This window comes from Phenylobacterium sp., assembly GCF_030698145.1.
GTDB lineage: Bacteria > Pseudomonadota > Alphaproteobacteria > Caulobacterales > Caulobacteraceae > Phenylobacterium.
This window is the reverse complement of sequence record NZ_JAUYNW010000051.1, coordinates 21,692-45,298: the sequence shown is the minus strand read 5'-3', so window position 1 is coordinate 45,298 and position 23,607 is coordinate 21,692. Positions and strand designations below refer to the sequence as shown.

Below are 23,607 nucleotides of genomic sequence, written 5' to 3'. Positions count from 1 at the left end.
TCGAACGCTTCTTCAGCCGCATCAAGCACTTCCGGCGCATCGCAACCCGATACGACAAGCTCGCGTCCACCTTCATGGGCTTCGTCACCCTCGCCGCCATCATGCTGTGGCTCAAATAGCTAAATGGTCACCGCTACCTAATCACCATCCGTTACGAACAGCTCAAGGCGTTCCGAATCTTCGGCCAGCGCTGCGTACACAATTCGGTCGATGAGGGCGCGGAGGTCCTGCTCGAGCTGTTGGACGCAGTGATCGAGCGCGCGGCCGAGATCCTGGAGCGGGAATCGGGCCTGGTGCAGGACACCTCGGTGGCGATCTTCAACCGCCCGCCGTCCACGGCCTTCGCCCCGATGCTCAGCGACCTGGCGCGCGCCCAGTCGGTGACCTCAATGATCCGCAAGAGCCAGCTCTCGCTCAGCCGGCTCGCCAGCTTCGCCGCCCTGGCGGTCGAGCTTCAGAATAGTGACGCCCGGCGCGGCCACCTGACCTCCATCCAGCACGACATCCAGGCGCTCACCGAGCACTCCGGGTTCCTGTCGGGCCACATCTCGTTCCTGCTCGACGCGGCGCTCGGCCTGATCAACATCGAGCAGAACAGCATCATCAAGTTCTTCTCGGTGGTGGCCGTCGTCTTCCTGCCCCCGACCCTGGTCGCCTCCATCTACGGCATGAACTTCAAGCACATGCCCGAGCTTGGCTGGATCGGCGGCTATCCGATGGCGCTGGCGATGATGCTGCTCACCGCCGTCGCGCCGTTCTGGTGGTTCAAGAAGAAGGGCTGGCTGTAGCCGTCACATCTCGTGGCGCAGGGGCTGCAGGTCCTGGAACACCGGATCGCGCTTCTCGGCCTTGGCCTTGAAGGCCTCGCCCATGTGGGCGCCGGAGAACATGCCGGTCTGCCAGACGGCGATGTAGTCCAGCCCGTCCTTCAGGGTGTGGTCGCGGGCGTAGTTGATCATCACCTTGGAACCGGTGACCGCCAGGGGCGCCTTGCCGGCGATCTCGCGGGCGGTGGCGAGCGCATGGTCGACGCACTGCTCGTGGGTGTCGAACACCTCGTTGACCCAGCCGATCTCCTTGGCCTTCTGGGCCGGCATCCGGCGGCCGGTATAGGCTATCTCCCTCACCCAGCCCTCGGGGATCAGCTTGCAGAGCCTGGGGAAGGTGCCGACGTCGGCGGTCATGCCGATATTGATCTCCTGGATGCAGAAGAAGGCGTCGGCGCTGGCGTAGCGGATGTCGCAGGCGCTGGTCATGTCCACCGCCCCGCCGATGCAGCCGCCCTGGATCGCCACGATCACCGGGATCCGCGCGTCGTCCAGGCAGCCGAAACAATCCTGCAGCCAGTGGATATGGTGGCGCTGCTGCTCGGCGTTGATGTGGCGATCCTGGACCTGGTTCTGCGAGGTCGAGCCGCCGCCGCCGAACACCGCCAAGTCCATCCCAGCGCTGAAGTGCTTGCCGGTGGAGGAGATGACGATCGCCCGGGCGCGGGCGTTGTGGTCGATGTCCTTCACGATGGCCGGCAGCTCGTTCCAGAACTCGCGGATCATCGAGTTCATCGCCTCGGGGCGCTTCAACTGGATGTGGGCGACATGGTCCTCGATGGTGACGGCGAAACAGGTCCAGTCGGTGGTGTCGATGGCGGCGGTCATGGCGCGTCTCCCTATGTCGTTGCGGCATCTTCGCGCTGTGACGAGGGGGAAGGGAAGACCGGAGCGCCCGACAGGACGATCTGCTGCGCCCCGGCCCTGGCGATCAGCTCGCCGTCCTCGCGACGGAAATCGGCCTCGACGGTGATCAGCTGGCGGCTCGCCGCCACGACCCGTCCCTCGATGATCAGCGGATGGGCCCGGCCGATCTTCACGAACTGGACCTGCAGGTTGACGGTCCGATAGGTCGCGTCGTCGGCGATCACCGTCATGGTGACGAAGGATAGGATTTGGTCGGCGAGCGCGGCGATATAGCCGCCGAATAGAGAGCCGTCGCCATTAAGGACTTCGGGCTTCGGCTCCCAACGCTTTCGCACCCAGCCCGGACCCCAGTCGTCGATCAATCCAAGGTGAAGGGTTCGTACGACGGGGGGCGCATCGACCACGCCGGCCTTGATCTGATCCAGTCTCTCGGTTGCCCAGGTCATCGCGATCTCCATTCTGAAGGCGACAAAATCCGAGCTAAGCTCGCTTATGACTACTCGGCTTTGTCGAAGGATGGTCCGCCATGTCGAAACCCCAACGCCGGCAACCAAAGCAGGCGCGTGCGCTGGCGACGCGGGCCGCCATCTTCGAGGCGACGGCTCGGATTTTGGAGTCGGACGGCGAAGCGGCCCTGACCACCAACGCCATCGCCGCCCGGGCGGGCGTCAGCGTCGGCACGCTCTACGAGTATTTCGCGGACAAGCAGGCGATCCTCGTGGCCATGGCGTACGCCGAGAACGAACGGGTCCGCGCCAGGATCGTCGCCGAGGCCGCGGAAGGCCTCTCGGCCACCCGCGCCGCCATACGGGCCCAGATCGAGATCCTCGCCGACCGCCCCGCGACGCGTCGCGCCGCCCTAAAGGCGATCCTGGACGCCGAAAGCGTCCAATCCCTACGGAGGGAGACGGCCCTAACCGGCCACCTGATCCAAAGACCGGAGACGCCCGACGCCCTGGACAGTTTCATCATGACGCGCGCGGTGCTGGGCGTGATCCGCGCAGCCGTGCTGGAAAGCTCGCCGCATCTGCGCGATCCCCGCCTCGAGGACGCCCTGGTCCGCCTGGTGGATCGCTACGCGGCGCCCGGCCCCTAGGCCCTATGGATCGGGTCGATCCAGGCGACGCCCTCCGGCTTCTCCACCGGCTCGATGTCCAGATTGACCACCACGGCCTCGTTGTCGCTGCGCACCAGCACGCACTCCAGAGTTTCGTCGGTGGAGGCGTTGATCTCCTGGTGGGGCACGAAGGGCGGCACATAGATGAAGTCGCCGGGGCCGGCCTCGGCGGTGAACTCCAGCTTCTCGCCCCAACGCATCCGCGCCCGGCCCTTCAGCACATAGATCACGCTCTCCAGCGGCCCGTGATGGTGGGCGCCGGTCTTGGCGTCGGCGTGGATGTGCACGGTCCCGGCCCATAGCTTCTGGGCGCCGACCCGGGCGAAGTTGATCGCCGCCGCGCGGTGCATGCCCGGTGTCTGGGAGGTGTTGTCGTCGAGCTGGTCGCCGGGGATCACCCGGACGCCGCTGTGCTTCCAGCCGTCGTCGGAAATGTCATCAGACATCGCGAGCCTCCTGATGGCCTCAGACTATACCCTTGGCGCGCAGCTCCGCCACCCTCGCGGTGTCGAGGCCCAGGCCCGCCAGCACCTCGTCGGTGTGCTGGCCCAGTTCCGGACCCGGCCAGCGCACCGCGCCGGGGGTCTCCGACATCTTGGGGAAGGCGTTCTGCATCTTCACCTTGCCGAACACCGGATGGTCAGTCTCCACGATGGCGTCGCGGGCCAGGTACTGCTCATTCTCCAGCATGTCCGGGGCGCGGAACACGCGGCCCGAGGGGATGCCCTTCTCCTCCAACAGGGCGAGCAGGACGTCCAGTTCGAAGCCCTTGGTCCAGCCGGCGATGATCCCGTCCAGCTCGTGTTGGTTCACACCCCGCGCCGCGTGGTCGACGAACTTGGGGTCCTTGGCCAGGTCCGGCCGGCCCATGGTTTCGCAGAGCCGGGCGAAGACCGTGTCGCCGTTGCCGCCGATCAGGATCATGCCGTCGCCCACGCAGGGATAGACGTTGGACGGCGCGATACCGGGCAGGATCGAGCCCGAGCGCTCGCGGACATAGCCGGTCAGGTCGTACTCGGTGACCAGGTTCTCCATCACCGCCAACACGCTCTCGTAGAGGGCCGCGTCGATGACCTGGCCTCGGCCGGTGTTGGTGCGCGCGTGCAGGGCCATGGTGATGCCCATGACGGCGTGCATGGCGGTCAGGCTGTCGCCGATGGAGATGCCGGCCCTGGCCGGCGGGCGGTCGGGCTCGCCGGTGACGTGGCGCAGGCCGCCCATGGCCTCGCCGATCAGGCCGTAGCCCGCGCGGCCGGCGTAGGGCCCGGTCTGACCGAAGCCGGAGACCCTGGCCATGATCAGGCGCGGGTTGCGGGCGCTGAGCGTGGCGTAGTCCATCCCCCACTTCTCCAGGGTGCCGGGCCTGAAGTTCTCGATCAGCACGTCGGCCTGGGCGATCAGGTCCTGGGCGATGGCCCGCCCCTCGGGCGTGCGCAGGTCGAGGCCGACGGAGCGCTTGTTGCGCCCGATCACCGGCCACCAGGGCGACAGGCCCTTGGGCAGGCTGCGGCCCCATTGGCGCATGGGGTCGCCGGTCTTGGGGTCCTCGATCTTGACCACGTCGGCGCCGAAATCGCCGAGGATCTGGCCGCAGAACGGGCCGGCGATCAGGGTGCCCATCTCGACGACCTTCAGGTCCTTGAGCGGGCCTCGGTTGGCGGCGTCTGTCATATCGGGGCGTCCTGCGCGAAAACTCACGCCCGTTGGACCGTCCTGACCCTTCGTCTGTCAATGCCGGGGTTCACAGGGTCCCGCGTGGGGCGTAAGGCGCAGGCATGACCGACTACGTCCTGGCTCCATCCCCCACGCCCATTGTTCCCGTCGAGGGGGAGGCCGCCGCCTTCCCGGTCCGCCGCATCCTCTGCGTGGGGCGCAACTACGCCGCCCACCGCCGCGAGATGGGCGGCGACGACCGCGACCCGCCGTTCTTCTTCGCCAAGCCGGCCGACGCCGTCGCGCCGCCTGGCGCCGTCGTCCCCTATCCGCCGCGCACCGCCAACCTGCACCACGAGATCGAGCTGGTGGTGGCGCTGAAGTTCGGCGGACACGACGTCTCGGTCGATACGGCCCTGTCCCTGGTCTACGGCTATGCGGTGGGCGTCGACCTCACACGCCGCGACCTGCAGAACGCGGCCAAGGACAAGGGCCAGCCCTGGGACGCCTCCAAGGGCTTCGACCATTCCGCTCCGATCTCGGCGATCCGGCCCTGGACCGGTGAGGCGCCGCAGGGCCGCATCTCGCTCAGCGTCAATGGCGAGGTCCGCCAGGACGCCGCCGTCGCCGACATGATCTGGAACGTGGCCGAGATTATCTCCGAGGCGTCCAAGCTGTGGACCCTCGCCCCGGGCGACCTGATCTTCACCGGCACCCCCGAGGGCGTCGGCCCGGTCGAGGTCGGCGATCTCGTCACGGGCGAGGTCGAGGGCGTCGGCCAACTCCAGTTCACGGTGACCGCATGAGCCTGACCCTGCATTCTTACTGGCGGGCCACGGCCCCCTATCGCGTGCGCATCGGCCTACAAATCAAAGGCCTCGACTACGGCTATGTCGCGGTGAACCTGTTGGAGGGGAACCAGCACCAGGCAGCCTATCGCGCGGTCAATCCACAGCGCCTGACCCCGGCGCTCGACATCGGCGACGGCGAGATCCTGACCCAGAGCCTGGCCATCCTGGAATGGCTGGACGAGACCCATCCCGAGCCGGCCCTGCTGCCCAAGAGCGCCCTGGATCGCGCCCGGGTCCGCGCCATGGCCGACATCGTCGCCTGCGACATCCATCCGCTGAACAACATGCGGGTGAACCGGGCGCTGGAGGCCATGGAGGTCAGCGCCCCGCGCCGCGGCAAGTGGGTCGAACGCTGGATCGTCGACGGCTTCCAGACCCTGGAGCCGATGGTCGCCAAGTACGGCCAGGGCTTCGCCTTCGGAGACACGCCCACGGTCGCCGACTGCTGCCTGATCCCGCAGGTCTATTCAGCCCAGCGCTACAAGGTCGACCTGGAGCCGTTCCCGGCGATCCGCGCCGTCGCCGAGCACGCCGCCCAGCACCACGCCTTCATCGCCGCCCATCCCGACAACCAGCCGGACGCCAAGCCCGTCTAGATGAGACCCAGATCCTCCCCCAGCGCGCAGCGCGTAGAGGGGGAGGTGGCGCGTCGCCCTCTTCGGCGAGGTGTCGGAGGGGGCTGAAGCCCACAAACAAGGGTCAAAGTCCCCCTCAGTCAGCTTCGCTGACAGCTCCCCCAGAGGGGGAGCATCTGGGAGCTAGCCGCCCTTGATCCGCACGTGCGCCGAGGCCTTGCGGCCCTGCGCGTCGACCACGGTCAGCCGGTAGAAGCCCGGCCCGGTCGGACGCCAGACCGTGCGGCCGGAGACCGAGTCGGCGGTGAGCGGCGCGCCCTCGACGTACCAGGACAGGCCCTCGCCCCCAGCGGCGAGGACCAGGCCCCGCGCAGCAGATCCGAAGCCCCCCACCTGCACGGTGGCGCCGTCTGGCGGGAAGATCAGGCGCGGGCCCTGGTCGGCCTGTTCCAGCCGCTCCAGGGCCTGGGGCGCGGCGCGGGGCGCTATGGGGCGAGGCGCCGAGGCCGGGGTATCGAGCTGGTCGGCAACGTCGAACAGCAGGGGCAGGGCGGCGTCGCGGCCCGTCAGTCCGCCCCGCGCGCCCCCGTCGGCTCGGCCGGTCCAGACCACGATGACATAGCGCCCGACGATCCCAGCGGCGACGGCGTCGCGGAAGCCGTAGGAGGTGCCGGTCTTGAAGGCCATCACCGGGCGGCCCTTGGTCAGGGCGGCCGGGGTCGAACCGGCCGGGGGCGGGGTCTCTCGCAGGATGTCCAGCACCTGGCCCGCGGCCTCGGAACGCATCAGCCGTTCGCCGACCTGGTCCTTGCGGCGCGCGGCCTCCATCTCTGTCCAGGAGAGCGGCTTGGCCACGCCGCCGTCGCCGAGCGCCGCGTAGAGCACCGCCAGGTCGCGCAGGGTGATCCCCACCCCGCCCAGCGCCATGGCGAGGCCCGCCCCCCGCGTCTGGGTCTTCGGGCGGATCAGGTTCACACCCACCGCGTCGACCCGCGCCTCGAAGGCGGCGGGGCCGAGCTTGTCCAGCAGCTCCACCGCCGGGACGTTCAGCGAGTTGGCCAGGGCTTCGCGGGCCGTGACCTTGCCGCGGAACACTCGGTCGAAGTTCTCCGGCTGATAGTCGCCGAACCGCCGCGCGGCGTCGTCGATCTGGGTGTCGGGCGCCGCGATCCCGTCGTCGAAGGCGAAGCCGTAGATGAAGGGCTTCAACGCCGAGCCCGGCGAGCGGACGGCGCGGGTCATGTCGATCCAGCCGCCCGGCCGTTGCAATCCCGCCGAGCCGACGGCGGCGCGGACGGCGCGGCCGTCGATCTCGATCACCAGGATGGCGGCCGTGGCCTCCGGGCCCTGGCCGCGGGCGACCTGGGCGGCGAGCGGCTCGAGCTTCGACTGCAGCCGCGCGTCGATCGTCGACACCACGGTGGCCTGGCTGACCGGTGCGGCGCGGGCGAGCTGCCCGGCCACGTGCCAGGCCATGGCCGGAAACGGCGCGCGGCCGGGCAGGGGCTCGGTGTCGGCTTCATGCGCCTCGACCTCGGTGATGACCCGGGCGCGGACCATCTTGTCCAGCACCTGGCGCCGCGCGGCGCGGGCGGCCTCGGGACGGCGGTCGGGACGCCGCGCCTCGGGCGACTGGGGCAGGGCGATCAGCAGGGCCTGCTGGCCCAGGGTCAGGGTCTCGGGCTCCTGGCCGAAATAGGAGAGACTGGCCGCGCGCACGCCCTCCAGATTGCCGCCATAGGGTGCGAGCGTCAGGTAGAGCGCCAGGATCTCGCGCTTGGAGAGCCGCGCCTCGATCTGCAGGCTACGGGCCATCTCGATCAGCTTGGACCCGAGGTTGCGCGGCCGGGGCTCCAGCAGCCGCGCGGTCTGCATGGTCAGGGTCGAGGCGCCGGAGGTCACCTCGCCGCTGGCGACAGCGCCGCCGCCGGCCCGGAGGATCGCCAGCGGATCGACCCCGCGATGCAGCCAGAAGCGCTCGTCCTCCACGGTGACCAGCCGGCGCTGGAAGCTGGGATCGGTGCGCGTGAGGTCAGCCCGGATCCGCCAGCGCCCGTTCTCCACCGGCAGGGCGCGGAGCCAGACCCCGCGTCGGTCGAGGGCGACCGGGGATGACCGCTCGCCCCGCGACAGATCGGGCGGCAGGACGGCGTCCAGCGCGAAGACCGCGACCTCGACGGCGAGCAGGCCGACGAGCGCCAGCGCCAGCCGACGTGCGCCGCTCATTGCCCGGGCGCGATCACCGTGCGGCCGGCCGCCGTCCGGGCGTTGAGGCTCGGACGGTACATGTCGCGGGCCTCGGCTCCCGGCAGCAGGAACTCGCCCGCCGTCACCGCGCGGGCCACATAGGCGAAGGCGAAGCTCGAGCGGCCCTCCAGGTCGAGCGCGGCGATGTAGCGGTCGTCGCGGGCTTCCTGCACGTCGGCGCCGGTCAGGGTCCCCAGGAACTTGAACGGCCCGCTCTGGGCGTCGTCGGGCCCCAGCACCGTCTCGATCTCGAAGCCGGCCGGCAGGGGGTCGTCGATCACCAGCGCCATGGACCGGGCCTGGCCCGAACGCCCGGAGACCAGCACGATCACCCGGTCGCCCTGGCGAAGGGCCGAGGGATCGACCGCCCCGCCGGCGAAGCCGACTAGGCGCTTCGACAACGTGATGCCATTTTGCTCGGCCGCTGGCGGAGCCACGGGCGCGCCCGTCACCGTCACCGTCCGCCAGAGCGCGCCGGAGCCCGCATTGACGAACCGCGCCTCGGCGAGCTTGCCCACGGCCCAGCGCGGCGCGCCGCCCGAGGCCTTCAGCGGAATGGCCCCGGTGGCGGTGATCTTCATCGTCCCGGCCGCCCGCAGCATCCAGTGGGCGGCCTGCAGGAGGCGGGCCTGTTCCTGGGTGTTGAGCGCGTCAGGGTCCTTCACCGCGTTCTCCAGTCGCCCTTGCAGGCCGCGCGCGAGGTCGGTCTCGCCGGCCTCGTAGGCGAGCGCGATGACGCCGGCGATGTCGCGCAGCGGGCTCTGGTACCAGTCGCTCTCCTCGCGATAGCCCAGCGAACGCACCGCCTGGCGGAAGGCCGAGCGGGCGCGGGCCCGGTCGCCCATCAGGGCGAGGCCTGCGCCGACCTGGGCCTTGGCCAATGGCGAGGCCTCGGACTTCATCTGCACGTCGTGCCACCAACGCAGGCGGGCGAGGTCGCCCTTGCCGCCCTTGGCCAGGACATAGAGGGCGTAGGCCGAGGCGCGGCTGCGCATGGTCGCCGTGGCCTTCTTTGAGGCCTCGGGCGAACCGGCCCACCACTCCGGGTATTCCAGGCGATAGGAGACCGAAGCCCAGCCCTCCGGCCGCGAGACCTGGCGCATGGCGATGAGCGCCCGGTCCAGGGCCTGCTGCGGCACCGGGGCGCCAGCCTTGCGCGCCTCGATCAGGAAGTCGGTGGCGTAGGCGCCCAGCCAGGCGTCGGCCTCGCCGTCGCCCACCCGCCAGAGGCCGAAGGCGCCGTCGAGGGTCTGGCGGTCCAGCAGCTTGCCCACCGCCGTGTTCAGCCCAACCGAGCTGCGCCGCAGCTTCGGATCGGCGGTGACGCTCTCGGCGTAGAGCAGCGGATAGGCGCCCGACACCGTCTGCTCCGTGCAGCCGTAGGGATAGCGCGACAGGGCCTGGGCGATGGGCCCGGGATCGAAACCGCGGAACGGCGAGTAGCTGACCTGCAGGGTCGCGTCGCCCGCCGCCAGACCGGCCAGCAGGCCGGGCGTGGGGGTGTAGGCGCTCCCCGCCGGCTGCAGGGCGATGGTCGTGCGCGTCACCGGGCTCCATCCCAGGCGGGTCTGGATCGGAAAGTCGCGTGCGGTGGTGAAGCTGGGCCCTGAGACCTTGAAGCCGACCTTGCCGATGCCGGCCCGGCTGGGCGCGTTGAACGCGATCCGCTCGGCGATCCGCTGGCCGATCGCCAGTTGGAAGGCTTTGCGGAACGGCGCCAGGACCCCGCCCTGGGCGGTTAGCTCGGCCACATAGGCGCCGACCTTGCCCTCCAGATTGTGCATCTCGAGCGTGGCGAAGGCCTTGTCGCCCGGCGCCAGGAAGCGCGGCAGCGACAACTCGGTCACCACCTGCTCGCGCACGGTGAGCGGCTTGGAGGCCGAGCCCACGGCGGTGTCGGTCCAGGCCACGGCCATCAGCCGCAGCTCGCCGTTGAACTCCGGCGCCGGCAGCCGGATCACCGCCTTGCCGTCCAGGCCGGTCTCCACCACCCCTGACCACAGGGCCACGGTCTTGATCGGGGTGACGGTCAGGCCCTCGCCGCCGACGCCGTCGGCGCCGAAGCTGACATTGGCCGGGGCGCCCAGGTTCGGGTCGAGCAGGCGGCCGTAGTCGTCGCGGTAGTCGAGACCCAGGGCCCGCTTGCCGAAGTACCATTTGACCGGATCGGGGCTCTCGAACCGGGTCAGGCGCAGGATGCCCTCGTCCACCGCCGCCAGGGTCACCCGCGCCCGGCCGCCGAAGCCAGCGCCCTTGATGGTTATGGGTACTTCCAGCACAGCCTTGGAGTCGACCTTGGCCGGGGTGTCGATGGCCACGTCGAGCCTGCGGTTCTTCGGGTCGAGCGGGACATAGACCAGGCCGAGCGCGCGGCGCGGCTTGGGCGAGGCCACGGGGTCGCGGGGCTGGATCACGCTCACCAGCACATAGGCCCCGCCGCCCCAGGCGCCGTTCGTCTTCAGCCGGACGGTCGCGCCGTCCTTGCCGACGGTGACGGTCTTGAAGTCGATCAGCCGGTCGGTGGCGACGGCGATCTGCGCCTCGCCGGCATAGGGCGGCTTGAGGGTGATCTCGACCGTGTCGCCCTGGCCGTAGGTCTTGGTCCCGGCGGTGACGCGCACGAAGTCGGGGGCCTCTACGTCCTTGGCCGGAGCCCCCCAGCCGGAGGAGAAACGGATGACGCTCGCGGCTCCGCCGGGCCCGGCGAGCTCCAGGCGATAGTCGCCCCAGCCCAGGCGGCGCGAGAGGCGCGCGGGCCTGGCGGCGTCGATGTTGAGCGCGCCGCGCGCGACGACCACGTCGCGGCTGGTGCGCCGCCACTGCCAGCGGCCGTCCTGCTGGAACCAGTCATAGTCCCAGTTCTCGGCCACCAGGCTGTAGGTCGCGCCCTTGGTAGCGATGCGCCGGCCCGCCGCGTCGGCGGCGATGACGTCCATCAGCATGACCGGGTCGCCCCGGGCGTCGGTGTCGCCCTGGTCGATCTTGGCGCCCAGATAGAGCGGCTTGGTGCGGACCTTGAGGTCCAGGCCCTCGCGCACCGGACGCCCGCCCGGCTCGAAGACGCTGGCGGTGAAGGTGGCGCTGAGCGGTTGCGGCGTGTCGCCGGCCTCCGCCGAGGAGATGGCCAGCACCGCGCGGCCGTCGCCATCGGTGACGGTCTGGCCGATCTCGAGGAACTTCTCCTCGAAGGGCGTGCGCTGATCGCCCCACTGGTAGCCGTCGAACTGCGGGAAGGGGTTGGGATCGACCCGCAGCCTCGCCTCGCCTTGCGTCTGCAGCCCCGCGCCGGCCGCGCCGTAGAGGAAGCGGGCGACGACATCGATGGTGCGGGTCTCGCCGGCCTTCATCGGCACGGTTTCCTGGCCGACCACGGTGACCGCCAGCCGTTGCGGCGCGAAGTCCTCCACCGAGAACGAGAGTTCGCCGGCCGGCTTGTCGAAGCCCTCGATCTCCAGCCTGGCGGTCCAGCGGCCTCTCGGCGCGCTCTTGGGCACGGCGATGTCGGTGGTCACCGCCCCGTTGGGACTGCCGTCGAAGGGATAGCGCTTGAACTCGACGCCGGAGGGACGGCGCACCACGATGGCGCCCTTGCGGTCCTTGACCGCCTTGGCCTCGCGGTCGCGCAGCAGGGCGTTCAGGTGGACGGTCTCGCCGGGGCGGTAGATGCCGCGGTCGGCATACAGATAGCCGTCGATGGCCGACGCCACCGAGCGGCCCGACGCGCCGCCGCCTTCTTCGGTCCGGCCGCCGATCCCCTGCTTGGAGAGATCGACCGGCGCGCGGTCGAGATCCAGCACCGCCAGGTCGCCCTGCGGCCCATAGGCCATGACCATCTTGGCGTCGGCGGCGCCCGTTCCCTCCAGCAGCGGTCGGTCGAACTTCACGTGGCCCTGCGCGTCGGTCCTGGCCTCGGCCAGGTCCTCGCCATTGCGGGCCACCAGGGCCACGCGGATCCCGGAAAGCGTCTTGGCGGTCTTCAGCGAACGGACCACCACGTCCAGCGCCTCTGAGCCGTCATAGCCGGCCAGGGCCATGTCGGTGAACACCACCCAGCGCCGCGCCTGGGCCGGCGGATTGGGGTCGTAGCCGTCCTCGTCGCCCTCACCGGTCTTCAGGCCGCGTCCGCCCGAGGCGTCGCGGGCCTTCACCACATAGGCGCCGGCCTTCATCTCCTTCAGCACCGCGCCCAGGGGGAAGACGGTGGTCACCCGCTCGCCGGTCCCCTGGGTCTGGACGGCGACCTCGCCCTTCCAGACCACGCGGCCCTCGTCATTGGGACTGTCGGAGCCGTAGTCGTCCGAATACTGCCCGTCGCCCGAGGGGTCGGGCACGGCCTCGCGCACCAGGTTGCGGTCGACCACCCGCCAGACCTCGATCTGCAGGCGGCTGACATTGACTGTCTCGATGCCGACGCCGTCGGCGTCCTCGCGCGGCAGGATCACACCCTCGCCGGCGAAGCCCACATAGGGCGGCTTCTCTCCGAAGGTGAAGTCGACGTCGGCGTTGCCGGCCAGGGTCTCGCCGCCCTTGGCCGGCAGGCCTTTCAGTAGGGTCACGCGCCGGTCGGTGAAGCCCAGGCCGGCCACGCAGAGCTCCGAGCCCTTGATCGAGACGGCCGGGCTGCGGCCGAGGTCCGGCGAGACCAGCACGAAGTCGGCATAGGGCTTGGAGGCGTCCAACGGCCGGGTCAGCTCCACGCAGGCCAGAGGCTCGGCCTTGGAGGTGTCGATGCGGCTGCGCCAGACGGCGAAGCCCTCGGGCTTGGGGATTCCGCGTCGCGCGGCGCCCGCGCCCCGCGGTTTGCCGAACAGGGACCAGCCCTGGGCGCCGGGGGTCGCGGCCGAGGGCTTGGCTTGGGTGAAGGCCTCGATTCCCTTGGCGGCCAGGAAGCCGCCGCCGAAGGCCGCCACCAGCAGGCCCGCGGCCACAGCGCCGGGAATGCGGCTGGCGCGGATGCTCCGCGCCCAGCGGCGGAGCGGCGACGGTTGGCCGGTCGCGCTCGGCGTCTCGTCGCTCGCCACGGGCCCCTCCCGATTGACAGAATGTCGCAGCGCCGATGGGACGCGAAAGCTCGCTGGGCGTCAATCGAGGGTTGGTCAGCTCGGCGCGCCAACATTTTCGTGTTGCGCCGCGGTCGCGTGCAACGCTTGACTCAAACCGGCGTTGGAGTCGCTAATGTCGGCCGATGCCGCATTGCAGCATGAGTTTGGAGGCGCGTATGACGGATATGCCGTTCGCCTATTCCCTGTCCCACGCCGAGGCCGGTTGGGCCTGGCGTATCTTCGACGAAGAGGGCGCGACTGTCGCTCAAGGCACGGACCTGAGCCAGTCCGGAGCCCAGGCGGCGGTGGAGTCGGCGATTGCGCGGGCCTCCTCGGAGACCCGCGTCTAGGCGGGTCGCTTGACGACTCCGTCGGTCGGCGGTCCAGTCCGCGGCAGAAGCGCTTCGCGCCACCGTCCAGGACACTGTCGTCATGAAATCCCAATTGCTGGCCGCCACGGCGGTCGCTCTGCTGGCGTTCGCGCCTGCCGCCGCCCAGGACCCCAAGCCGACCCCGGCCGAGGCCAAGGCCTTTGTCGACAAGGCCGAGGCCGACCTCGCCGCCTTCAATGAGTATGTCGCCAAGTCCTCGTGGGTCCGCGCGACTTACATCACCGAGGACACCCAGTGGCTGGAGGCCAAGGCCAGCGGCGAACAGAACGAACTGGTGACCCGCTACGCCAAGCAGGCGGCCAGGTTCGACGGCGTGGCCGTCGACCCGGTCACCGCGCGCAAACTGAAGCTCCTGAAGCTCTACCTGGTGTCGCCGGCGCCCGACCGTCCCGGCGCCGCGGCGGAGTTGGCCACGCTCACGACCAAGCTGGATTCGACCTATTCCAGCGGCAAGTTCCAGCACAACGGCAAGACGCTCACCCTGAACGACGCGGAGGACATCATGTCCAAGAGCCGCGACCCCGCCGAATTGAAGGCGGTCTGGGAGGGCTGGCACTCCATTTCCCCGGTAATGCGGCCCGACTACGCCAAGCTGGCGGCACTTTCGAACGAGGGCGCCCAGGGGTTGGGCTTCAAGGACACCGGCGCGCTCTGGCGCTCAAACTACGACATGGATCCCGACGCCTTCGCCGCCGAGACCGATCGCCTCTGGAAGCAGGTCGAGCCGTTCTACAAGAACCTTCACTGCTACGTCCGCGCGCGGCTGAACGAGAAGTACGGCGACGCGGTCCAGAAGCGCACTGGTCCGATCCGCTCCGACCTGCTGGGCAACATGTGGGCCCAGCAATGGGGCAATATCTACGACGTGGTCCAGCCGAAGACGGCGGCGTCCAGCTACAGCCTCGACAAGCTGTTGGAGGCCCAGGGCTACGACCCGGTGAAGATGGTCAAGACCGGAGAGGGCTTCTACAGCTCCATGGGCCTGAAGGCCCTGCCCGCGACGTTCTGGGAACGCTCGATGATCACCCGGCCGCGTGACCGGGAGGTGGTCTGCCACGCCTCGGCCTGGGACCTCGACGACCGCGAGGACATCCGCATCAAGATGTGCACCAAGGTGAACAGCGAGGACTTCCGCACCGTCCACCACGAGCTGGGGCACAACTACTACCAGCGCGCCTACAAGGATCAGCCGTTCCTGTTCAAGAACGGCGCGAACGACGGCTTCCACGAGGCGATCGGCGACTTCGCGGCGCTCTCGGCCACCACGCCCACCTATCTCAACCAGATCGGCCTGCTGGAAAAGGTCCCCGGCGTGGAGGAGGACATCCCCTTCCTGCTGAAGATGGCGCTCGACAAGATTGCCTTCCTGCCCTTCGGCCTGATGGTCGACCGCTGGCGCTGGCAGGTCTATTCGGGCCAGACCGCCCCGGACGCCTATAACGCGGCGTGGTGGAAGCTGCGGACCCAGTACCAGGGCCTGACGCCCCCCGGCCCGCGGCCCGCCGACGCCTTCGATCCCGGCGCCAAGTACCACGTGCCCGGCAACGTGCCCTACACCCGCTATTTCCTGGCCCACATCTATCAGTTCCAGTTCCACAGGGCGGCCTGCAACCAGATCGGCTGGAAGGGGCCGCTGCATCGCTGTTCGGTCTACGGCCAGAAGGAGGTCGGGGCGAAGTTCAACACCATGATGGAAATGGGCGCCTCCAAGCCCTGGCCCGAGGAGCTGGCCGCCTTCTCCGGCGAGACCAGGACCGACGCCAGCGCCGTGGCCGACTATTTCAAGCCGCTGAACATCTGGCTGACCGCTCAGAACAAGGGCGAGAAGTGCGGCTGGTGAAACCTTCGGCCTGAGTCCCAGGGCCTTCGGGCGCCGGACAATAGTTTTTGATTCACCCTGTCCGGCGCCCGTTTGTTTACGCTGACCTGTCAAATTCCCGCTCGAATCCTACGAGCGGGGGTCCGGGCGTGGACAAGAATTCGAAGCAAGACAGCGGGCGCGTCGCCCGTCTGGCCGGTTTCCTGACGGGCGTCGCGCGGCGAATGATCCGCGACGAAGGCGGCGCCGCGGCGGTGTTCTTCGCCGTGGCCCTACTGCTGCTCACCCCCATGACCCTGGGTCTGGTCGACGTCTACATCAGCACGACCCAGCGCGGTCAGCTGCAGGACGCCCTGGACACCGCCACCCTCTACGCCGCCCGATCCCCCGCCGCGACCACCGCCGAGATCGATGTGGTCGGCGACGCGGCCCTGCGCGCCAACCTGGTCCTGCCGCCTGGCGAGAGCATAGTCTCCTCGGACTTCGCGCTGACCGGCGTCAAGGTTACCGGCTCGGCCTCGATCACCCCGCCCGGCATCTCGCCGCAGATCTGGAACCAGGCCAACCTGACGGCCACCTCCGAGGTGGTCCGCAACTCCAACCACGTCGAGGTCGCCCTGGTGCTCGACACCACCGGTTCGATGAGCGGCCAGAAGCTGACCGACATGAAAGCCGCAGCCAAGGAGCTGGTCGATATCGTCGTCCAGGACATCCAGGCGCCCTACTATTCCAAGATGGCCATTGTCCCCTATTCGATGGCCGTGAACGTGGGCAGCTACGCCAACTCGGTGCGCGGCACGCCGAAGTCGGGCACCAATCCGACGACGGGCGTCAACACCTCGCCGCCGTATTCGAAGTTCAAGTTCACTCGGAACGACGGCGTCACCCTGACGAGCACCAACGCCTGGCCCATCACCACCTGCGTGACCGACCGGATCGGCGCGAACGCCTTCACCGACGCCGCGCCCAGCACCACCCTGCTGGGCCCGAACTACCAGACCTCGGCCTGCGGCTCGGCGGTGATCGAGCCGCTCACCACCAACAAGACGACGCTGAAGAACAAGATCAACTCCTTCGCGGCCAACGGCGTCACGGCCGGTGAGCTCGGCCTGGCCTGGGGCTGGTACATGGTCTCGCCGGACTTTGGCTATCTGTGGCCGAGCGCCAGCCGCCCCGCCGCCTACGGCACCAATGAGCTGGTGAAGGTCGTGATCCTGATGACCGACGGGGAGTTCAACACCGCCTATTGCAAGGGCGTGGTCTCCAAGGACTCGAGCGCCACCAACAATAGCTCGAAGATCAACTGCAACGCCTCGAACGGCACCGCCTTCACCCAGGCCGCGACGCTCTGCACCAACATGAAGGCCAAGGACGTGGTCATCTACACGGTGGGCTTCGCGCTCGGCAACGACCAGAACGCCATCGACATCATGACCCAGTGCGCCACATCCCCAAAGCACGTCTATCTGCCGGGCAGCGGCGCGGCCCTGAAGGACGCCTTCAAGGCCATTGGCCAGGACATCAACTCGCTGCGATTGGCGAAGTAACGGCCCGGACCCTCCAGTCGGGAACTTAGGGGCCTCGCTACCCAACGGTGGCGGGGCCCTCTCCTTCCTTGGCCGCAGCGGCGGCGAGCCGGCTCAGGGTCTCCTCGTGACCTGCGCGGGTGATGCGGTAGAGCGAGACGCAGGTGATGGCCGCACCATAGAGCGCCGCCAGCACGATTAGATAAACCACCCCCAGTTCGCGGACCACGTCGATCGGCACCTGCCCAGGCTTGGCGCCCTGCGGGAAGCCGACGAACACCAGGATCATGCTCGAGGCGAAGATGCCGACGCCGGAGACCGCCTTGGCCACGAAGGCCGCAGCCGAGAAGAACAGGCCCTCGGACCGCCGCCCGGTGCGCAGCTCGGAATCCTCCACCACGTCGGCGATCATTGAGGAGATCAGGATCGAGGCGATGATCGAGAAGGCCGTCGACAAGGCGGTCTGCAGGAAGAGGAGCGGGATCACCGCCGGGGCGCCATTGGCCGGGAAGACGTCGAACAGCCGCAGGCTGATCGGGATGAACGAGATGACGAAGGCCAGCACCTTGGTGAGCTGGGCGGCCGGCTTCTTGCCCAGCCGTTTGGAGAGCGGCGCGGCGAGCGCGAAGGCCAGCGCGGCCGAGATGAAGTTCCCGCCGGCGAGGAAGGCCACCTGGCCCGCCGACAGCTCCCAGAAGAAGGTGGTGAGATAGAGGTTGAGCGACAGGACCAGGCCCTGGGCCATGGCGTTGAACAACCCCGCCCCCATGAGCACCAGGAACGACCGGTGGGTGAGGGTGCTGAACATCTCGGCGGCCAGCTTGCCGATCGTGATCTTCCGCACCGGGGGCGGCTTGAACCGGGCGATGTGCCGGTGGGTGCCCATGGCCGAGATCATGATCGCACCGAACATGATGGCCGAGGCGACCAGGGCGTAGACCTGATAGCCGGCCGGATTTAGCTGGCCGACCGGGTGGGTGGCGTCCGGTTTGAGGAAGACCTGCAGGGCCAGGACCGTCATGGTCAGCCCGCCGAACCAGCCGAAGAAATAGCGGTAGGAGAGCACCTTGGTGCGCTCGTCGTAGTCGGTGGTCAGTTCCGGGGCGAGCGCCGCGGACGGGATTTCGTACATGGTGATAAAGCTGCGGATCACCACGGCCACGAAGATCAGGTAGAAGAACAGCGCCTCCTGGGACCAGTCGGGCGGGTTCCACAGCAGCAGGTAGGAGATCGCCACCGGCACGGCCGCGGCGTACATGAACGGATGGCGGCGGCCCCACTTGGAGCGCCAGTTGTCCGACACCTGCCCCATGATCGGATCGAGGAGCGAGTCGAACAGCAGGGCGACCATGATCGCCAGGCCCACGGTCGCCGACGGCAGGCCGACCACCTGGTTGTAGAAGATCAGCAGGAGATAGGAGAACCCCTGGTCCTTCACCCCGAAGGCCACCGAGCCGAAGCCGTAGAAGAGCTTGGTGGGGATGCTGAGCTTGCCGGACGCGGCCGCGGGGGTTTTGGGCAAGGCGATCTCCTCCGTGTCTTGTCAGGTGGCCATCTTCAGCCGTTCCCCGCCGTTCGGGCAATTATGTTATACGATGTAAATCACAGCAAGCGCCGGCTAGATGCGAGGCGGGATCAGGTCCGGCGCGACCTCGGAAGCCTTCTCCAGGTCCGCGGCGGCCTCCTTCAGGGTGGCGAGGTTCTGCTCATGGGCGTTCTGGTCGATGCGGTAGAAGAGCAGCACCAGCACCGACAGCCCGTTCATGACGGCGATGACCGGCAGATAGATCGACACCAGCCGCAGCATGATCGCCGGGTCCACCGCGCCCTGGGCCGCGTCCTTCGGGAAGGCGACCAAGGTCAGCAGCAAGCCGGCCACGAACACGCCGATCCCGGCGGTGAACTTGGGCAGCAGGCCATTGGCGGCGAACAGCAGGCCCTCGGAGCGCACGCCGGTCTTGACCGCGGCGTCCTCCACCACGTCGGCGATCATCGAGGAGATGATGATCAGGCCGGCGATGACCAGGGTGGTGTAGACGAAGCCGTCCGCCAGCAGGAACAGGAACACGGCTGGTGAGCTGTTGGGCGGCATCACGCCGGCGAGCTTGAGGGTCAGCGGCAGCAGCGAAGTCGCCCAATAGGCGGAGAACAGCACCAGCATCGCCTTCTTCTTGCCCAGCGCCTTGGAGGCGGGCCCGGCGATCAGGATCGCGCTGATCGAGGCCAGGGCGCCGGCGACGGACAGGTAAGAGATCTGCGCGGCCGTGAGGCCCCAGAGCTCCAGATAGAAGTACTGGCTGAGGGCATAGCTCATGCCCGTGCCGATGCCCGAGCAGAGACCCGACAGCATGACCACCACCAGCGAGCGGTTGCTCAGCGTGTCGAACACCTCCTTCATCGCCGCGGCGAAGCTGATCTTGCGCACCGCGGGCTTGCTCAGGCGCGGGATCTGGTTGTGGGTGCCGAGCGCCGAGACCAGGATCGAGATCCCCATCACCGTGGCGGCCAGCAGGCCGTACTGGGCGTAGGCCCCGCGGTTCAGGACCCCGCCCGCCGCAGGGCTCAGGAAGACCTGGTAGAGCACCACGTTCATGCCCAGGCCGCCGACCACGGCGAAGAAGAACCGATAGCTGAACAGGCTGGTGCGCTGATGGTAGTCGGTGGTCAGTTCCGGGCCGAGGGCGGCGCTCGGCACCTCATAGAGGCTGACGCAAAGCCGCAGCAGCAGCAGCATGCCGATCAGATAGACCCCGGTCGCTTCCAGCGGCCAGTCGGCCGGCGAGTTCCAGAAGCCGATACAGGCCATCGCCACCAGCGGGGCCGCGCAATACATCAGCGGATGGCGCCGGCCCCAGGGGGTGCGCAGCTTGTCGGACCAGCGGCCGATGGCGGGGTCGATCACCGCGTCGAGCATCAGCGACAGCATGATCGCCGTCCCGACCCAGAGGGCCGGCAGGCCGATGACCCTGTTGAGATAGGGCTGCAGCAGCGAGGACGAGAGCCCGAGGCCTGCGACCCCGAAGGCCACCGAGCCGAAGCCGTAGAGCACCTTGGTGGGGACACCCAGCTTGGCCGGGGCCGGGACGAGATCTGTGGCGCCGGCGGTGATGTCGGTCATGGGGGTTTCCGCTTCCCTATGGCTACGGTTCATGCCGCATGCCCTTCGAATTTTCGGTACGACATTCGCGGTAAAACGCTGGTTCGCAAAGGGCAAAATTGCGAACGCGGCGAAACCGCGTGCGAGTCTCCAGTGCGGTTCAGGGTCTCGGTGCGACCGGCGACAGGTCGCCGGCGGGGCCGGTCGCGGCGGGCGAGCCGGCCTCGATCTGGGCGTCGGTCGTACGGACTTCCAGCGCCCCCTGCGCCAGCTTGCGCAGGTTCTCCTCGTGGACCGACTTGTCGATCCGGTAGAGGAACAGGCAGCTGATCGCGACGACGTAGAACCCGCCGATGGTCGGCAGGTAGATGAGCGCCAGATTGCGCAGCAGCTCCGGGTCGACCTCGTTCGGCTTGGCGCCCTGCGGGAAGGCCACGAAGGTCAGCAGCACCCCCGAGACGAAGACGCCGACGCCCGAGACGATCTTCTTGAACAGGTTGTCGGCCGAGAACAGCAGGCCCTCGGAGCGGCGGCCGGTCTTGACCTCGGAGTCCTCCACCACGTCGGCGATCATCGACTGCAACATCACCCCGGTCATGATCGCCATGATCCCGTTGGCCATGAAGTCGACGATCAGGATGCCGAACAGCAGCGGCGTCCCGTTCGGCGGCATAACGCCAAGGATGCGCAGCCCGATGGGCAGCAGCAGGGCGACCACCGCGCCGAAGAACATGGTGATGGCCGCATAGCGCTTGCCGATCTTGCCCGAGATGATCGGGGCCAGCGTCACTCCGATGATACTGGCGACCACGCCGGTCACCGTCATGATCGCCAGCTGGCCCTGGGTCAGACCCCAGAAATAGAGGTTGAAATAGAGCTCCAGCGCCGTCTTGAGGCCCAGCGACACGTTCATGAACATGCCGGAGATAGTCAGCACCACGAAGGAGCGGTTGTTCAGGGTGGCGGCGACCTCGCGTAGCATGGCGGGGATGGTGATCTTCCGGGTCGGCGGCTTGCGCAGATAAGGGATCTGGTGGTTCGTGCCGGCGCTGGAGATCAGGATGATCGTGAAGATCGTGATCGCCGCGACGATGGAATACAGCTGCCAGCCGTCGCGCTCGAGCAGGCCGCCGGTCCCGTCGGCGTTCTTCTTGAGGAACACCTGGTAGACCAGCAGCTGCATGACCAGTCCGCCGGCCACGCCGCAGAACGAGCGGATGGCGATAATGCTGGTGCGCTGGTCGTAGTCGGCGGTCAGCTCAGCCAGCAGGGCCGAGGACGGCAGCTCGAAGAAGGTGTCGAACAGGCGGATCGTCAGCAGGCAGACCAGCATGTAGGCGAATAGGGCTTCGTGCTCCCAGCCCACCGGCGGATTCCAGATCAGGTAGAAGGCGATCGAGACCGGTAAGGCCGCGGCGTACATGAACGGGTGGCGCCGGCCCCAGCGGGTGCGGGTGTTGTCGGAGATCTGGCCGATGGTGGGGTCGACGAAGGCGTCGAAGATCAGGGCGATCATGATCGCCGTCGACACCATGGCCGGCGGCAGGCCCACGACCTGATTGTAGAACAGCAGCAGGAAGGTGGTGATCCCGCGCTGCTTGATGATGTTGGCCGCCGCCCCCAGGCCGTAGAGGGCCTTGGTGCGGAAGACGATGGGCGGACGCGGCGGCAGGCCGGCGACGGCGTCGGTCATGATCGTAGCCCCGGACTAGGCCTTGGAGCCCAGCGGCGCGACGCCGCCCGCGATGCTGGTGGATGAGGCGGCCTCCTCGACCACCCCCGCTTGCTCGGCGGTCTCGCGGAGCCTTCGCAGATTGTCCTCGTGCTTGGCCCGATCGATGTTGAAGGCGAACAGGCAGCAGATCCCCAGGCCGTAGAGCAGGCCCACGGTGGGGATGTAGATCATGCCGAGGTTGTGGATCACCTCGGGGTCGACCGCGCCGCGCTTGGCGTTCTCTGGGAAGTTGATGAAGGCCAGGATTGAGCCGGCGATGAACACGCCGACGCCTGAGACGATCTTCTTGAACAGGTTGTCGGCCGACAGCAGCAGGCCTTCCGACCGTCGCCCGGTCTTGACCTCGGCGTCCTCGATGACGTCGGCCACCAAGGACACCAGGATCACGCCGGTCCCGGCGGCGAGCGCCGTGTTGATGACGGTCTCGACCACCAGCAGGCCGAACAGCAGGTCCGTGCCATTGGGCGGCATCACGCCCATCAGCCGCGCGATCACCGGGGATATGCCGACAAGCAGGGCGCTGGCGAACAGGGTTATGGCCCCGTACTTCTTGCCCAGGCGCTTGGCGACCAGGGGCGCCAGCAGGACGCCCGTGGCGGCGCCGGCCACGGTGATCATCGACAGCAGGGCGAGCTGACTCTGTTTCAGCTCCCAGAAATAGAGGCCGAAATAGATCTCCAGGCCGTTCCGCGATCCGGCGGCGATGGCGATGCACATGCCGGTCAGGGTGGCCACGACGAAGGCGCGGTTATTGAGGGTGTGGGCGACCTCCCTGGCCATGGCCGGCAAGGTGATCTTGCGGGTCGGCGCCTTGCGCAGATAGGGGATCTGGTTCTGGGTCCCGCGGGTCGAGACCAGGATGGCGGTGAACACCAGGATCGCGGCGGTGAGCGAATAGGCGAAGTAGCCGTCGCGGGCGAGCACGCCGCCCGAGCCGTCCGGGTTCTCCTTGAGGAAGACCTGATAGGCCATGACGGTCATGCCCAGGCCGCCGATCACGGCGAACAGCATGCGGATGGAGATGAGGCTGGTGCGCTCGTTGTAGTCCTTGGCCAGTTCGGGGGCCAAGGCGCTGTGCGGCAGCTCGAAGAAGGTGTCGAAGAACCTCAAGGTGAGCAGGCAGGCCAGCAGGTAGCCGACCAGGGCCTCATCCGACCAGCCGACCGGCGGGTTCCAGAGCAGGAAAAAGGCCAGGGAGAACGGGACGGCGGCGGCGTACATGAACGGATGGCGCCGCCCGAGCTTGGATTTGAAATTGTCCGAGATCTGGCCGATCAGCGGGTCGACGATCGCGTCGAAGATCAGCGCGCACATGAGGACGAGGGAGACCATCGCCGGCGGCAGACCCACTACCTGATTGTAGAAGATCATCAGGAAGGTGGAGAGGCTGCGGAGCTTCACGGCGCTGGCGACCGATCCGACGCCGTAGAGCAGCTTGGTGGCGAGGCTGAGGGGCGGGCGGTCGATAATGGTCGCCGTCGCGGTCATGCGGGTCTCCAGGCGTAATGGCTTCGGCCGCATCGCGAAAAACTCGACGGCCGGATGCGCCGATCGGCGGCGCGTTGAAAAATGAGAGTCGGTCGGAGTGCGGCGGAATGGCCGGGCCCGCCCATGGGCCCGCGGTCGGTCGGCGCATGGCGGCCGCGATCCAACGTGTTCCTCCCGCCGCACGACACGATCGCACGGACAATTATTCTTGGCGGGCGCCGTCCCCGGCCTTGAAGCCGGGCGCGGCGTCCAAATCTCAATTGGATAAAGCGTGCGGGACGCGTTCCGTACCGTCAACGCTTTTGATCTTACATTCCTGACACAAAGCCGCTCGCCCAACCCCGGCACTGCAAGGCTTCACCGCGTTCGCT

16 protein-coding genes and 2 pseudogenes are annotated in these 23,607 nt (G+C 68.3%); 8 read left to right on the top strand and 10 right to left on the bottom strand.

The genetic code is table 11. The features are described 5' to 3' along the window. Positions 1-119, top strand: a pseudogene (locus tag Q8Q77_RS07145) (IS5/IS1182 family transposase); the annotation flags it as partial. 18 nt (positions 120-137) lie between these two features. Next, positions 138-788: pseudogene (locus Q8Q77_RS07140) on the top strand (CorA family divalent cation transporter); the annotation flags it as partial. A 3-nt stretch (positions 789-791) separates the two neighbouring features. Here Q8Q77_RS07140 and Q8Q77_RS07135 read toward each other — a convergent pair. Continuing rightward, a complete protein-coding gene (locus Q8Q77_RS07135; RefSeq protein WP_305582587.1) occupies positions 792-1,655 on the bottom strand; it encodes a crotonase/enoyl-CoA hydratase family protein in 864 nt (287 codons plus the stop codon). Between the two features lie 11 nt (positions 1,656-1,666). Next, positions 1,667-2,140, bottom strand: coding sequence for a PaaI family thioesterase (locus Q8Q77_RS07130; RefSeq protein ID WP_305582585.1), 474 nt, complete (start codon positions 2,138-2,140; stop codon positions 1,667-1,669). An 80-nt stretch (positions 2,141-2,220) separates the two neighbouring features. Here Q8Q77_RS07130 and Q8Q77_RS07125 point away from each other — a divergent pair, with 80 nt between their 5' ends. Next, entirely contained in the window at positions 2,221-2,790 is a 570-nt protein-coding gene (locus Q8Q77_RS07125; RefSeq protein WP_305582583.1) for a TetR/AcrR family transcriptional regulator, read from the top strand. Here Q8Q77_RS07125 and Q8Q77_RS07120 read toward each other — a convergent pair. Together Q8Q77_RS07120 and Q8Q77_RS07115 are read right to left on the bottom strand one after the other, a co-directional pair. Next, entirely contained in the window at positions 2,787-3,257 is a 471-nt protein-coding gene (locus Q8Q77_RS07120) for a cupin domain-containing protein (RefSeq protein WP_305582581.1), read from the bottom strand. The two genes, Q8Q77_RS07125 and Q8Q77_RS07120, sit on opposite strands and share 4 nt — an antisense overlap. A gap of 19 nt (positions 3,258-3,276) precedes the next feature. After that, positions 3,277-4,482 carry a CaiB/BaiF CoA-transferase family protein gene (locus Q8Q77_RS07115; RefSeq protein WP_305582579.1) on the bottom strand — a complete coding sequence of 402 codons (1,206 nt, stop codon included), beginning with the start codon at positions 4,480-4,482 and terminating at the stop codon, positions 3,277-3,279. 104 nt (positions 4,483-4,586) lie between these two features. Here Q8Q77_RS07115 and Q8Q77_RS07110 point away from each other — a divergent pair, with 104 nt between their 5' ends. Both Q8Q77_RS07110 and maiA read left to right on the top strand, forming a co-directional pair. Then, on the top strand, positions 4,587-5,270 hold the full coding sequence (locus Q8Q77_RS07110) for a fumarylacetoacetate hydrolase family protein (RefSeq protein ID WP_305582577.1): 684 nt from the start codon (positions 4,587-4,589) through the stop codon (positions 5,268-5,270). Beyond that, positions 5,267-5,911: a maleylacetoacetate isomerase gene (gene maiA, locus Q8Q77_RS07105; RefSeq protein WP_305582575.1), complete on the top strand. Its 645-nt coding sequence runs from the start codon at positions 5,267-5,269 to the stop codon at positions 5,909-5,911. The genes Q8Q77_RS07110 and maiA overlap by 4 nt, the downstream gene beginning before the upstream one ends. Positions 5,912-6,073: 162 nt before the next feature. On the opposite strand, the gene pbpC is transcribed toward maiA, so the two are convergent. Together pbpC and Q8Q77_RS07095 are read right to left on the bottom strand one after the other, a co-directional pair. Continuing rightward, on the bottom strand, positions 6,074-8,116 hold the full coding sequence (pbpC, locus tag Q8Q77_RS07100) for a penicillin-binding protein 1C (protein WP_305582573.1): 2,043 nt from the start codon (positions 8,114-8,116) through the stop codon (positions 6,074-6,076). Continuing rightward, positions 8,113-13,158 carry an alpha-2-macroglobulin gene (locus Q8Q77_RS07095; RefSeq protein ID WP_305582571.1) on the bottom strand — a complete coding sequence of 1,682 codons (5,046 nt, stop codon included), beginning with the start codon at positions 13,156-13,158 and terminating at the stop codon, positions 8,113-8,115. The genes pbpC and Q8Q77_RS07095 overlap by 4 nt, the downstream gene beginning before the upstream one ends. Positions 13,159-13,355: 197 nt before the next feature. On the opposite strand from Q8Q77_RS07095, the gene Q8Q77_RS07090 reads away from it, so the two are divergent. The 3 genes from Q8Q77_RS07090 to Q8Q77_RS07080 all read left to right on the top strand — a co-directional run bounded on the left by Q8Q77_RS07090 (position 13,356) and on the right by Q8Q77_RS07080 (position 16,937). Next, the gene (locus Q8Q77_RS07090; protein ID WP_305582569.1) at positions 13,356-13,529 is read left to right on the top strand and encodes a hypothetical protein; all 174 of its coding nucleotides are present in this window, start codon (positions 13,356-13,358) and stop codon (positions 13,527-13,529) included. Positions 13,530-13,611: 82 nt separating this feature from the next. Continuing rightward, complete coding sequence (locus Q8Q77_RS07085; RefSeq protein ID WP_305582567.1) at positions 13,612-15,411, top strand: M2 family metallopeptidase; 1,800 nt, start codon at positions 13,612-13,614, stop codon at positions 15,409-15,411. A 128-nt stretch (positions 15,412-15,539) separates the two neighbouring features. Then, positions 15,540-16,937, top strand: a complete 1,398-nt coding sequence (locus tag Q8Q77_RS07080) for a pilus assembly protein TadG-related protein (protein WP_305582565.1) — start codon at positions 15,540-15,542, stop codon at positions 16,935-16,937. A gap of 37 nt (positions 16,938-16,974) precedes the next feature. Here the strand turns inward: Q8Q77_RS07080 and Q8Q77_RS07075 are convergent, their stop codons facing one another. From Q8Q77_RS07075 to Q8Q77_RS07060, 4 genes are all read right to left on the bottom strand, one after another. Continuing rightward, complete coding sequence (locus Q8Q77_RS07075; protein WP_305582563.1) at positions 16,975-18,438, bottom strand: MFS transporter; 1,464 nt, start codon at positions 18,436-18,438, stop codon at positions 16,975-16,977. Between the two features lie 96 nt (positions 18,439-18,534). Continuing rightward, positions 18,535-20,034 (bottom strand): MFS transporter, encoded by a 1,500-nt coding sequence (locus tag Q8Q77_RS07070; RefSeq protein WP_305582562.1) that lies wholly within the window; start codon positions 20,032-20,034, stop codon positions 18,535-18,537. Between the two features lie 139 nt (positions 20,035-20,173). Then, the gene (locus tag Q8Q77_RS07065; RefSeq protein ID WP_305582560.1) at positions 20,174-21,706 is read right to left on the bottom strand and encodes an MFS transporter; all 1,533 of its coding nucleotides are present in this window, start codon (positions 21,704-21,706) and stop codon (positions 20,174-20,176) included. 15 nt (positions 21,707-21,721) lie between these two features. Continuing rightward, positions 21,722-23,236 (bottom strand): MFS transporter, encoded by a 1,515-nt coding sequence (locus tag Q8Q77_RS07060; protein WP_305582558.1) that lies wholly within the window; start codon positions 23,234-23,236, stop codon positions 21,722-21,724. Positions 23,237-23,607: the final 371 nt, after the last annotated feature.